This window comes from Nocardiopsis sp. TNDT3 (genome assembly GCF_003427465.1).
Lineage (GTDB): Bacteria > Actinomycetota > Actinomycetes > Streptosporangiales > Streptosporangiaceae > Nocardiopsis > Nocardiopsis dassonvillei.
Genome location: NZ_QPFC01000822.1, coordinates 1 through 12,524 on the forward strand (window position 1 = coordinate 1; position 12,524 = coordinate 12,524).

Consider the following 12,524-nt stretch of genomic DNA (forward strand, 5'->3'; position numbering starts at 1 on the left):
TCTCAACGCCCTCCAGCAGGGCGTCTACGTTGAAAGGGGACCAACCCCCGCGACGTGAACGACGTCCAGGAGTCTCAACGCCTTCCAACAGGGCGTCACGTTGAAGAGCCTAAGGGTTCCGCCGGTCCGTCACCGCTGCCCTGTCTTACGAGTTGGTGCGTGATAGCGGGTGAGGCATGGTGGCCCCGCTCGTGGTGCCGGTCAGGTGTTCGCGGTGCGGTCGGAGACCAACCCGGCGATGGCCCGGTAGGTGGCCGGGAGGTTCTCCCGCCGGTGCGTCCATCGCATCAACTGCTTCCAGCGCTTGTGGTCGGCCAGGGCGTGCTCGACGGTGATCCGATCCGCCGAATGCGCGTGGCGGTGGTGCTTCCACCGCTCGTGGAACTCGGGCAGGGCACTCCGGTTCGGCTTGCGCGGCGGAGTGATGGCCTTCCCCGGGTGGTCACGTCGTAGTCCGAGGTACCCGTCGTCGAGCAGCACCTCCACCTCGGGGAAGTGCCGGAAACACGCGTCGATGCCCTCGGTGCGGGCCGCGGTGGCATCGTGCATCCGCCCCGGTCGCATGGCGTCGGTCCACAACGTGCGCCCGTGGTGGTCGGCCACGACGGTGGCCTTCATCGTGTTCTGCTTCTTCTTGCCCGAGACGAACGCCCGTCGGCCGCCCCGCCCCGCGCGTGGCCGACGGACCTGGACCTCGGTGGCGTCCAGCCGCAGTTCCACACCCTCGGCGTGGGCGTAGGCGAACACGTCCTCCAGGGTGCGCAGCCGTACTCCCGGGCGGTTCGGGACCGCGCATCCGCGCTCGGCCAGCAGGTGGCGGATCTGGCCGATGGCACGGGTCATGGTGGAGCGGTCGACCCCGAACAGCAGGCCCAGGACGGCGTGCGGCAGGTCATGGCGCAGGTGGATCAGGGTGGCCACAAGACGGTCCACGAAGACCAACCGGTGCCGGGCACCCGCCCCGGCGGCCCGTTTCCTCGCCCCGCCCCGGACCTGGTCCCGGTGGTCTTCAACCGCTACCTCCCAGGGGTGGGCCAGCTCTTCGACGAGCGCGGCCAGGTGGTGACGGGAGATGCCGGTGAACCAGGGGTGGGTCAGGACTGCGCGGTTGAGCTTGATCGCCACGGCCAGAGCATGCCACGGCCCTCCAACTAAGCCTCACCCGCTATCACGCACCAACTCGTTAACGCCCTCAATCGGGACGTCTACGTTGAAGGATGACAGTGGTTAACCACGCCCAGCTAGGGTTGGCGTCTCAACGGCCCCGCATCAGCTGTCCATGTTCAAGCATGTTTGATCCAAGCACCGCGACCGACCGCTGTCTGTTCTCAACGCTCTCCATTAGGGCGTCCACGTTGAAGCATGCTCCGGCAGTTACACAGAGCCAAGGTGTGCCCGTCTCAACGTTCACTTAGAAGGAGTCGACGTTAAAGAGTTTCCGAGTTACGCGGCCTTTTTCGTAAGGCGCTTTTCCAAAGAAAAATATCCCCAGAACTGGAGGGACAGGTTTTTTCATTAATGGTCTCAGGGAAGTCGGATGAGGCACTAATGAATATAGGGTAGGGTCGCGCGGCCTGTCTGAAAGGGACGGATCCTGCTGTGGTCCTCAAAGCCTGATTTTTGGTTATGAGCCACTAACTTGCCATTCGTGCTACTGGAGCAAAGGCCAGGCATCGATCAGGTACTTCTCTGTGCCATCCAGCTCGTGTAGGCGAGAGACGCGTTCCCGTGGGTGCTGACCAAGGCCTGAGTACCGCCGACGGACTTCCTTGGCTTTTTGTTCTATCGTGTCGCGCCCTTTGTGTCGTACGCTGATTTGGAAATCACCCGAAACGGGAAGGTGCCATATATCTGCAATGCCCCTTGTCCATTGATTTACGTAGACGGTGCCTGATCTGCAAGAGAACTCGGCTACTTCCGGTTCTGACCATCCTTGGTCGGTTTCCTCGTTGGGGACACTGTCCCAGACACGCATACTCACGAGCACGCAGACGAGGTCATCCATGCAGTTGATGTAGATATGGCCTGGGTCTCTTCCAAGGATGGTATGCCCGGGGAGTTGCAGCGTGGGTGTGTATTCTATTTCATGGTTGCTGTCATGAATGTCAATTATCCTAAATTCTGCTGTAGTCAGGGTGGAGAAACTTGCTATTTGCATTTCATTTCCTTTTGGTGGACTTCGTTCCACATTGATGACGCTGCAGCAGAACGGGCAAACTAGGCCTGTTGTGCTGCAGCGTCTATCTTATGTGATGAGACAGGGGCGGTCGAGTGCTAACCTATGCTGCTCAGACGCCCTAAGGTGTGATTTGTACGTAGAAGGCATCACCATCAAGCATGCGGTTCCTTGCATACATGCCTCCGAGCCGTGCACCTGCAAGCTGGTTATCGCGGGCCTCGATGAGACGCGATGAGTACCTCATGTTACCGAGGGAAGCCCCTTCGTAAGTGCTGGAGAATGGGTATTCGTCGCAGTTAAGCAAGGTGCCGTTATAATCGCCCCAGACATTTTCGCAGTTCTCTACTGCAGTATCCCTATTGTCGTCTTGGCGTGCTCGGTTAATCAGTCTATGCAAGGGTTCTTCCTTGCCCCCAGGTACGGTCTTTCCTAGCCATGAAGGAAAGGTCCTTTCCGGGTAGTCCAGGGCATCCCTGATATGCAGAGCGGATTCACGAACTGCAGGATCGCTTAAGCTAAGAGAATAGGTGACGCGCGCGTCTGTAAAGACTGTCCCCTGCTCATGGTTGCCGATATTACCAGCATAGTCAAATCTCACGTTAGAAACAGCCGACTGGGCTTGGTTATAGGAGGCGGCTCCGGGTGAACTTACTTCCGTACTCATGATGATTTGAGGGGAGACGATTTGTAGGTCACCCTGCTCATACTTGGGGCCGTCAGTTGGAGCAGTGTACGTTAATGCCCATTGAGGCGAGGCTGCCAGTTCGAGGAGGGTTGCGCTTCGTTCGGTGTCAGCAGGAACTGTGAGTTTGTCAGTGCTGATACTAGGCTCGAACGAGTGAGTGATCTTCCAGCTGGTGGGATCTTCTCCGATTGCGGGAGCAGCGAAAACATTATCTACGATGACGACATAGTCCACCTGGCGCGTGCCTCTATAAGTGAACCCCAACAGCCACATGTCATAAAATAGCTCTCCTTTGCTTATAGGCAGAGGTCCGATGTTGCTCATGAGGGTGGCCATCTGCTCGCGGTGCACGCAGGAGTGAAAGCGATCCTTAATCCATCCGATGTTGCTGTTTATCTCCCCCTGTTCGGCACACTGAGTTTTGAGTTGCTCTATTTGCTCGTCTGTAGCCGATAGTAGCTCGAAATTTTCCTCATGCCCGGAGTTCTCGCTCGCGTCCGGTCCTTCTGAGGTTTCATCCAGGTAATCTTCGATGGGTCTGAGCTCCGGAGCCCCGGGACGCGCCCTTGACTCCTCCCACTCTTCTTCGGTGAGCTCGACCCACGCGTACGAGTCCGTCTCGGTTTCATTTGATAATGTTACTGCTGACGCATACGAGTTTCCAGTGAAAGCAACAAGCATCATTGAAGCGACAAGAGAGGTCGCCGTTACATGTTTGGAGATATTTTTTCTACGGCTTGAAAATAGCATAGCCATCCTTATCGGTCAATCGATTCTTACCTTCGGTGATGCTGAAGGAGGTACATGATATTCCTGCCTTTTTGCGTGTCAGGACATGGTTCAGCAGTTGCTTCCCGAGCAGGCGTGCACGAGCTGTCCCGTTGTAGCGTCATACACCGCCCTGACGCCTTCGTACTGAAGGTTGCTATTAATAGTGACGGTGCTGTCCGTCGTCACCAGCCACAGAGGTGCGTCCGACTCCCAAGCAGTAGGCAGAGTAGTGCCGTAGTTTTCTTCGAAGGAACGCTTGTTGGTTGCCGAAATATTCAGTTCGCTCCCCGCAACGCTGTATCGGGAACTCGCTCTGGTTCGGATATCTTCTTCACTGACTGAAATTTCATGGCTCCTGGTCGTGCTCGGGTCCATATTGACAGGGTTGCTCATGGTGTTGCAGATCTCGCGGTTTTCGACACAATCAGCCAATCCTGCAACATCTTGAAGACATGAATCCGGGGAGTTCTCCATGCAGTTCTTTAGTTCTTTCTGGTTCACACCGTTGATGGTCTCTGCAGAGTCTTCTGCCGAAGCTGATATACGAGACGACGCACCTTCCAAAGTGTGTTCGGTTTCCTGTGATGCGCTCGATGAAATGCCAGGTTTTTCTAGCTCCCAATGTGAAAACAGGCGGCCGGTTTCCTCGGTGGAATGTGTCAAAGAGTTCAAGCAGAGTTCCTCGACTGCTCCTGCCGCGCTACAGGATGTGGTACTCATATCCGTAGCCACGTCTTCCATCAAAAAGCGAGTCCAGTATTGATTGCCAGTCAGATACTGAATGCGCGCCTCAAGCTTGTTTATTCGAGTGTTATTTGGGTCGAAAGATCCCAGCATGAAGTGGACATCGTAGATTCTAGAAAGCCCCGCCATGGAGGAATAATCAATATGGTTGTAGTTGTAGAATATATCCCAGGGGTGATTGATATCGGATCGCATTATCATATATGTGTTGTTGGTCCCGTCGGGATCGGCAGGTCCACGGACCGGGTATATCGCATGGTATTGCTGTTCCCATCCGGACAACTCCTCCCAGTAGGGGCCATAAAGTTCGATGCCTCCTTGAGAGAAGGCTTCCATTCCCATGGTCAGGCTACTATTTGAGTCCGGGGTTATGGTGAAGGAGAGATGTGTGCGAGCTTCGGGTAGGGCGTCGCTGGAATGTTCTACCTCTACGTTTCTCCAAGTCCCAAATACTCCCATGATCGTCTCCGGGGCGCCAGCGCACAGATCTGCTCTATAAGACCAAGGTCCTGACACGCATTCAGGTGCATCGGCAGAGGCGGGAGAAGCGGCCAAGAAGCTGGAGAGAAGTATCATTGAAGAGATTATTAGGCTGGAGCGGCGAAAGGGCATGCTCTTCCTCTGTTTGGTATTTCACGAAAAAATTGTTTTTGATTTCAAAGTCCGATTGGCATTAGTCTTAATTTTGGCAAGCGTGTAATACATTACGCTTGGTTGGGGATTGACCGCCATCAGCCCAGGGTGAAGAGTGTGACCCTCGGTGAGAGTGTCTTTTAGCCAGTTTGAGATCCGAGAAAGAGGAAAACTTGGAGGACTAGGGCCCTGAACAGCAGGTTCTCGTGCCGCTTTGCCGATCAAACCGCGCATGGGGCACCTGGGCACCAGGGTGAGGTTGAGATGGCCGGAACCGGCCGTTAGGAACACACCACCATCTGCTGGCCGGAGCTCAGGGAAGCCGCTCCGAGGTTGTTCCATGCCTACGCTCCGCAGTGGATGGCACCAAGCTGGTGGTGGGTCTCGTGTGCGCAGGTGTGAACGTCGATAGCCTTCTTGCGTCGGTGTGTCTGCCACAGCGCCTCACCAAGGCTGGTCCACACCTTCTCGCTTCGCCACAGGTGTCGCCGACGGTGGAGGCGGTTCTTTGAGTAGACGTGGGATCTGTGCCAGGTCCTCGAAGCGACGCCTACGGTCTAGGTGCTGACTCAGGTGTAGTGGTAAGCCGATGGCGGCCTGGGTGTGTTCGAGTTCGGGTGCGGTCAAGGTCGCGGTCACTAGGGAGGGCCGTTCGGCGTCTTGCCTCCTTCAGGGCAGGGCCTCGGTGCCCGGACAGTGTCTACGGGTGGGTGCTGGTGGCCTTAATGGTGTTCGTCTAGTAGTCGAGTAACCGTGCAGTGGCCTTCCCGGAGCGCACACCGTTCTCTGGCCCTATATCTAGGGGCGGCGATATCCGTGAGGCACTACGTGGATGGCATGGGTGGGTCAGGGTGGATGTGCCGAAGAACTCGACCCCAGTCCTGTATACGGCCAGTCCTAGTGGTGCTTGCCCGTGCTGCGACGTGGCTTTGGCTGATGCTGGGCGTGTAACGCCATCCGTCTGTGCTCGGAGCGCGCGTTCCAAGGGGCTTGCGGTCACGACGGTGCCCGAACACGGTTGGTGGTCGGCATGTCTTGCGGTGGGTGCCGCTTGCGAGAGCGGTAAGAGCTGAGACGACAGTGATGGGCTGCTCCCGCCCATGACAGCGGCGCGGCAGTTCGAACACGTTTCCCCACGATGAGAGAACGCGAAAATACTCGATGGGTGACCAGGGGAGGAGGGCGGCCTCGGAGGGAGCGTCGGCTGTGCGGACAGAGTTCGTAGAACAGACACCTGGTGGCCTACGTCATTTCCAGAGTTTCGGTCTGAGCTAAATGAGGCTAGAGTTTGCTCTCGTTCCTGTCAGGACAGCCTCCCTTCCAAGGCTAGGTGGCGTGCCTTCGGCCAGTGCAGACGTGCACAGGCCACGAAGACGCGAAAGCCCGGTCTCACAGGTTTGCTACCGACAGGAGTCGGATGCCGTGAGACCGGGCAAGGAGTACCTAGGGCAGGGGCGGACGTGAGGTTTGTGGACCTCACGCGCCCTGTCTGACTTCAGTTTTCACAGACGGCGGAACGCAGTAGTTTCGAGGCTCCAGCGGTCCGCCGGGGGCTCCGGGAGGGGACGCATCTCAGCGTTCCCCCCGGGGCACTCCATCGGGTGATCCCCCGCCATCTTCGGGGGGCGTGTTCGTCTCGATCTCACCTCCGCCCTCGCTGAGGAGGTAGTTGATCGCGGCCTTGCCAAGCTGCCTAGCCGCAGGGTTGTTCCACAACCAGAGCGCTCCGCCCAGCCCCATGGTGATCCAGGTGGGAACGCTTTTTTTCTCCCTTCGGGGCTCCTCGGGTTCTGGCGGTTGGGTCATGTGCCTGTCCTTTCTCTTCTGCTCGGAGGCCGAAGAGGTCTCGACCCCCAGGTGTTAGGGATCGGATCGGACAGGCGGCCCTCTGGCGCGTGCCGCCGTTATGGGCATGCCACGAGCCGCATATGAACTTCGTCTACCTATGTACGGTTTGCTGCGAAGTATGCTTTGTCCGCTTTCGGAGGGATGGTGGCATATGGGCAATAAAGCGTTTCCTGTGTAGAGCGAAAACCCCACGCGTTGGGGGGTAGCAATATACACTCTAGGGGCAGATGGCGACGCTACGGATCATGGTAGAGCCAATCACCAGGCAACGGGGAATTTCGACCTGCTCAGGAGGGCCTTGCGGGGAGTTGGTACCTTGCAGAACGTTATCGTCTAGATACGCCAGACGATACACCGCTGAAGGGACAGCATGAGTGACGATCGTGGGCCTGTGGTCCAGCAGGCGCTCCTCATTCAGCAACTGATCGCTCTAAGGAACGAACGCCACCTGACCCAGGAACAGGTCGGCAAGGAGCTCGGCTGGTCCGAGGCCAAAGTGATGCGCTTCGAAGGCGGGAGCCAGGTCCTGCCCCTCAGGATGCTCGAGGACCTGTTGAGCCTGTACCAGGTCGCGCGCAAACCCCTGGGGCAGCGACTGCGCCAACTAGGTGAGGCGGCGCGTCAGAGCGCGTGGTGGGACCCCTACCGCAAGCTAATGACCCCCAACTACCGGCGGTTCGTCGGGTTCGAGGCAGGAGCGGACCGCATCCTGCAGGTCCAAAACGGTGTCATCCCCGGCCTGCTCCAGACCCGGGAGTACGCCTACTGGATCATCAAGGCCTGGGAAGAACAGGACTTGGTCGAACCCCTGCTGGACATCCGTATGCGCCGCCAGAGCTGGATCGGCACCCGTACTCCCCGCCCGCGGCAGACCTATCTCCTGGACGAGACGGTGTTTCGCAAGAAGATGGGCGCGTCCGAAGGCGGGCTGATGTCACGCCAGCTCCACCACCTGCTCGCCCTGGCCAAGGCCCCCGAGATCGAGATCCGTGTCCTGCCCGACGGCTACGGATCCCACTTCGGACTGAAATCAGGATCTTTCATCCTGCTTGAGTTCGATAACGGCCTTGATCCCGTTCTGTACAGCGAACAGTTCAATACATGCAAGCTGACCAACAAAAAAGATGACACCGAGCCATATGCGGAGATATTCGCAGAGGCTCTAGATGTCGACTCCCTGTCCCCCGAAGAATCTCTCACCCTCATCGCGGAGTACGCCTGCGGGGCAAAATAGCATCAGGGCGCCCATGTGCGCTATTTCCAACATGGCAGATACGTGCCTGTCGCGTGCCCTTGGGAAATATTGAGCCGGTGGCGATTGCCAGGATCCGCAATTAGACTGTCCTGGGTTGTCGGTCCACTCGCTGTGCAGCTGCCTCAGCAGGGGTCGATGGCGAGTGTCATCCGTAGGCGCTCCCCCCGCTGCGATGAGAGTGAGGACGCTATGGCCACAGGGCTAGAACCGGCGTGGTGCAAGAGTAGCTACTCCGCTGACCGAGGAAACTGCGTCCAAATCGCTCATACCACAGACGGAACGCTCATGAGAGACACACAAGACACGACAGGACCTTGTCTGTCGGTGAGGCCAGGAGAATGGTCGGCCTTGATTGCTCTGATGCGAGATTAAACCAATCAACACCAAAAAGAGCGCCAATAGTTATGGTGCGTCGAGTGTTGACCCGTTCGGTGAATACACGTCGAAGCCATGCCCTGGCCTGCGCTGCACCCTGGGTGTGCCTGGGCTCAACCCGCGCCAGGATGGCTGCTCCGGCGAGTATAATCACGATCCACCGCTGCCGCTGAAGGTGCTCGGAGCCGCGTCGTTTATCGCAGGACGCGTCAGTGCCACACACAGGTGTCAGGCTCGTACGATGCTCTCTTGACCTGGGCGATCAGCGGCTTGGCGGGCTCATAGTCGGGGTTGATCTGCCGCGCCAGGACCAGGACGGCCACCTTCTCGGCCCCGGCGTTTTTCAAACAGTGCGCGGCCGACTGCACCCGCGCTCCGGTGACCCACGTGTCATCGATCAAGAGCACAGCCGTGGGCCGCTTATCCACAGGAGCTACGGCATCGGCGGTGAACCACCCCGTGTGCACAGCGCGCCGAGACGGGTCGATGCCCTCGTTGAGCGTCAGCTCGGCCCGGGGCAGCGGGATCATCGGCGAGAGCATGGCCTGGAGAGGGTGAACGGATCGGGCTCTTCTCGTGCTGGGGACGAAGGCCACGTGCGTGAACCCCGTGATCCCCAAGCGCTCCTTCATACACACCAGGTGACGCTGGCAAAAGTGCCAGAACAAGCAGGTCAGGCGCAGCTGGGCTTCGCTGCTGGGTGGAACGGCCTTGTAAGCGCGCAGGTCATGCGCCGCCTGGTTGTCGTATGTGTAGCCAAGCCGGTAGGTCAAGGGCGTGGCCAGATCAGCCACCTTGCTCCCGGTCCTTTTCAGGGCATCGGCACAGTTGCTGCAGCGCGTCGAGCTCGAAGGCATGGCGCCAAAGCACAACGGGCATACCCCAGGGGCACCGCTCAGGACCGGGGCGAGGTAGTTGCTCTGCTCGGCGACCGAGCGCTCCACGACCTCCCGCGCGGGGCTACCAGGCAAACGCCTCTTCCTTTGTGACGTGGGCCTGTTGGGTGATGTCGGCCGCGGTGGTCGTCGCGTCGCGGATGCGCTCTTCCACGGTCGTGATCATCTGTTCCATGTTCTCGACCACGTACACCCCAGGCCGCTGGGCGAACTTCTGGGCCCACTGGTTGACCAGGAGTTCCCGAGGGAAAATGAGTGGGCGACCGTGTTGGAGGGCGTAGCGGGCCTGGATGCGCGCGCCGCTGTGTTCGCCGGCCTCGACGACGATGGTCGCGGCCGCATACCCGCTCATCACCGCGTTGCGCATGGGAAAGGACGTCCGGGTGGGCGGGGCATCCGGTAGGAACTGGGACAAGACCATGCCGTGTGCGGCGATCTCATCCTGCAGGCCTGTGTTCTGGCGAGGGTAGTACCGGTTGATGCCGGTGCCGATCACCGCGACGGTGCGCCCGTGGTGGTCCAGGGCTGCCCGGTGGGCTGCTGCGTCCACACCGTCGGCCAGCCCGCTCACCACGGTTACGTTCATCCCCGCCAAACGCGAGGCGATGTTGTAGGCCATGCGCAACCCGTAAGGAGAGGCCTTGCGCGAGCCCACCACAGCGATCGCTCGAGGATCGGGATGGACATGCCCGCGGGTGAACACCACCGGCGGCATCTCATGGATGTCGCGGAGCTGGCCCGGGTAGTCAGGGTCAAAGAAGCACAGCACCCGCACCTGCTGGCTCGTGCAGGAGTCGATCAGCGCGCGGGCTTGCACGACCTCGGGTGCCTGCTCGACCAGGGAGGGGAAGAGAGTGTCTTGGCCCGCGGCCTGTTCTAAGACGGCGAGGGCACTTCCGGTCTCCATCACCTCGTCGGTCACCGACGACCATCGCACGCCCTTGCGCAGCAGCAGAGCGAGCATCGCGGTTCGCTCATCGATGGGGTGCATGTCACCGATATTAGAAGCTGACCTGTTGGTCCCCAACCCTGGCATGGCTTGAACTTCCTCGGTTCTGGTCGGACTCCGCTCCGCCTGTTGCGTACGGGTGTTCGTTTTCTATGGTATGTACTGCTCTGACATTTGGGAATGCGCCACCGGCCGCGGGCGTGATGGTGTGCTCACAGACACCGCCCCGCGCCTGCGACACCAGCGACCACCAGGAGCAAACCCGATCGAAACGCCCGGTGCCTGAAAGAAGCCTCACGGCGCACTCAGCGGACCGAGGCCATGGAACCGAGCCCCACGTCACGCGCGTGTCGAGAGGGCCTCCTGGCATTCCTGGGGTCCGAGGCTGTGTTGTATTCGGCGTCGTCTGGGTGAGTCCACGGTGCGGGGCCGCTCGGGAGAAGGGCAGGCCCGCGTCGGCCAGCGGTGACGAGCACACATGAGCGTGGTCGCGAGCGCGCAGAGGCCCAACGCTCAATCGCCTCCGTCCCCGCCCCCGTCCCCGTCGCCGCCAGAGGAGTGGCCGTTATAACCGGCTCCACCGCTGGAGCCGGACCCACCGCTACTGTCCGCCTGGTAACCGAGGTAGGACACGGTTGCTGCGATGACACCGATGACCAGAACGAGCAGAGCAGGGCTGTCTTCAACGAAGATCGCGAACAGGAACGCTCCAACGATCACGGCGACTGCGCCAGACACGACATAAGCGGGCTGCGGCATGGCACTCCTTGCTCGCGCTTACGAGGATGACAGCGTATTCGGCTCCTGCGCCGCGTACACCTTGGTAGGGCAGTTGGCCGAAACAGGACAACGGGAAGATGCCGAGCATGCGCCCCCGGAGAACACGTGGCTCAGATGCCGCGTGCTGATCGTGCATCACCTCACCGACCCGGCTCTCAAGGAGACGAACCAGATAAACCGAGCAGGGGCAACGGAGGCTCTTCGACAGGGCCTGGTCTCGTAAGGATCATCGAAGCTGGTTCCAGCGCTACCTGAACTCCACTCTCTGCCTCCGCGGGGAGCGGGCGAGGTCTGACTGTTTCCGGCGAACCTCTGTCCGCAACGCCCCGGACGGGGAACAATTGTCCGTATGGGGCACACGAAGGTCTGGGCGTTAGTCTTGGGCGTGATCACGCTGGTGCTGGCCGGGTTCTGGGCACTGCCCCGGCTCTTCCTCGACCTGGGGTGGGGGCTGAACGAACTCAACCAGATCGCCGGCATCGCCTCCCTACCCATGGGAGTGGCGTCCCTGTTGGTCGGCCTGTGGGCTCTGCGCTCCTCCTCCACCGGCCAGACCTCGTCCGCCCCCTCCCCGGGGAGCGTGGTGAACACGATCACCGGTAACCCCTCGGGGACCACCGTGCAGGCCCACACCGTGCACGGCGGCATTGGCAACGCCACCCACCACACCGGGGACCGCGTCGACTTCTCCGGCAGTACCTTCCACAGCCCGGTCGCCGTCAAGCATCAGGAACACCACCATCGCCCCGACACCACGCGCGACGACGAGCACTCATGAGCGACCCGCCCCCTCAGACACCTCCCAGGAACGTCCACAACACCCTTACTGGCAACCCCTCGGGGACCGTCGTGCAGGCCGGGACTGTCCACGGCGGGGTCGGCAACACCACCCACATCCACCAGGGCCCGGTCGCGCCCAAGGCGTTAGACGCCGTACCTGGACCGCCCGACAGGTTCATCGGCCGAGCCCAGGACCTGGAGCAGATCACCGCTCGCCTGGACCCCGCGACTACGCCAAGATCGGTGGTGGTCTCGGTTCTGTCGGGAATGGGCGGAGTAGGCAAGACCGCGCTGGCGCTCAAGGCCGCCCAGGTCGCTTGGGCATCGGGATGGTTTTGCGCGCACCTGTTCGTGGACCTGCGTGGCTACGCTCCCGGTGCCGAACCTCTCTCCGCGGAGGCCGCCCTAGACGTGCTGCTACGCCAGATGGGGGTCAACCCGCAGGACATCCCTGCGGGTGCGCAAGAGAGAGCCTCCTTCTATCGTTCTGCGCTGGCCTCTCTCACCGGAGCCGATGAACAGGGGCGTCCGGTACTGATAGTGGCCGACAACGCCAACTCTGTCTCCCAGGTGCGGCCGTTGCTGCCCGGCCCGGGCGGGCACCGGCTGGTGGCCACCAGCCGCGAAGG

General features: G+C 60.3%; 10 protein-coding genes. 4 read left to right on the forward strand and 6 right to left on the reverse strand.

Annotated elements, in window-relative coordinates; genetic code table 11:
• Nucleotides 1–201: 201 nt before the first annotated feature.
• The 3 genes from DQW06_RS19975 to DQW06_RS28980 form a co-directional block, all read right to left on the reverse strand.
• Entirely contained in the window at nt 202–1,125 is a 924-nt protein-coding gene (locus tag DQW06_RS19975) for a transposase (RefSeq protein WP_232833092.1), read from the reverse strand.
• Between the two features lie 1,172 nt (nt 1,126–2,297).
• Nucleotides 2,298–3,614: a NucA/NucB deoxyribonuclease domain-containing protein gene (locus DQW06_RS19980; protein ID WP_157983505.1), complete on the reverse strand. Its 1,317-nt coding sequence runs from the start codon at nt 3,612–3,614 to the stop codon at nt 2,298–2,300.
• Nucleotides 3,615–3,704: 90 nt separating this feature from the next.
• Nucleotides 3,705–4,721, reverse strand: coding sequence for a hypothetical protein (locus tag DQW06_RS28980; protein ID WP_157983506.1), 1,017 nt, complete (start codon nt 4,719–4,721; stop codon nt 3,705–3,707).
• Between the two features lie 2,509 nt (nt 4,722–7,230).
• Between DQW06_RS28980 and DQW06_RS19985 the strand changes: the two genes are divergently transcribed.
• Together DQW06_RS19985 and DQW06_RS19990 are read left to right on the forward strand one after the other, a co-directional pair.
• Nucleotides 7,231–8,094 carry a helix-turn-helix transcriptional regulator gene (locus DQW06_RS19985; protein ID WP_117199093.1) on the forward strand — a complete coding sequence of 288 codons (864 nt, stop codon included), beginning with the start codon at nt 7,231–7,233 and terminating at the stop codon, nt 8,092–8,094.
• A gap of 210 nt (nt 8,095–8,304) precedes the next feature.
• Nucleotides 8,305–8,487, forward strand: a complete 183-nt coding sequence (locus tag DQW06_RS19990) for a DUF397 domain-containing protein (RefSeq protein WP_117199098.1) — start codon at nt 8,305–8,307, stop codon at nt 8,485–8,487.
• 212 nt (nt 8,488–8,699) lie between these two features.
• On the opposite strand, the gene DQW06_RS19995 is transcribed toward DQW06_RS19990, so the two are convergent.
• The 3 genes from DQW06_RS19995 to DQW06_RS20005 form a co-directional block, all read right to left on the reverse strand.
• Nucleotides 8,700–9,284, reverse strand: coding sequence for a hypothetical protein (locus DQW06_RS19995; RefSeq protein WP_157983507.1), 585 nt, complete (start codon nt 9,282–9,284; stop codon nt 8,700–8,702).
• A 166-nt stretch (nt 9,285–9,450) separates the two neighbouring features.
• A complete protein-coding gene (locus tag DQW06_RS20000) occupies nt 9,451–10,377 on the reverse strand; it encodes a DNA-processing protein DprA (protein ID WP_117199099.1) in 927 nt (308 codons plus the stop codon).
• A 471-nt stretch (nt 10,378–10,848) separates the two neighbouring features.
• Complete coding sequence (locus DQW06_RS20005) at nt 10,849–11,094, reverse strand: hypothetical protein (RefSeq protein ID WP_117199095.1); 246 nt, start codon at nt 11,092–11,094, stop codon at nt 10,849–10,851.
• A gap of 400 nt (nt 11,095–11,494) precedes the next feature.
• Between DQW06_RS20005 and DQW06_RS20010 the strand changes: the two genes are divergently transcribed.
• Nucleotides 11,495–11,893 carry a hypothetical protein gene (locus DQW06_RS20010; protein WP_157983508.1) on the forward strand — a complete coding sequence of 133 codons (399 nt, stop codon included), beginning with the start codon at nt 11,495–11,497 and terminating at the stop codon, nt 11,891–11,893.
• Nucleotides 11,890–12,524 (forward strand): AAA family ATPase (locus DQW06_RS20015; protein WP_157983509.1); only part of this gene is annotated, 635 nt, incomplete at its 3' end. The genes DQW06_RS20010 and DQW06_RS20015, both read left to right, overlap by 4 nt.

Excerpts from the sequence above, each read along its gene's own strand:
- DQW06_RS19980 (WP_157983505.1), bottom strand. The coding sequence starts at position 3,614 with ATGCTATTTTCAAGCCGTAGAAAAAATATCTCCAAACATGTAACGGCG.
- DQW06_RS28980 (WP_157983506.1), bottom strand. The coding sequence starts at position 4,721 with ATGGGAATGGAAGCCTTCTCTCAAGGAGGCATCGAACTTTATGGCCCC.
- DQW06_RS19985 (WP_117199093.1), top strand. The coding sequence starts at position 7,231 with ATGAGTGACGATCGTGGGCCTGTGGTCCAGCAGGCGCTCCTCATTCAG.
- DQW06_RS19990 (WP_117199098.1), top strand. The coding sequence starts at position 8,305 with ATGGCCACAGGGCTAGAACCGGCGTGGTGCAAGAGTAGCTACTCCGCT.
- DQW06_RS20000 (WP_117199099.1), bottom strand. The coding sequence starts at position 10,377 with ATGCACCCCATCGATGAGCGAACCGCGATGCTCGCTCTGCTGCTGCGC.
- DQW06_RS20005 (WP_117199095.1), bottom strand. The coding sequence starts at position 11,094 with ATGCCGCAGCCCGCTTATGTCGTGTCTGGCGCAGTCGCCGTGATCGTT.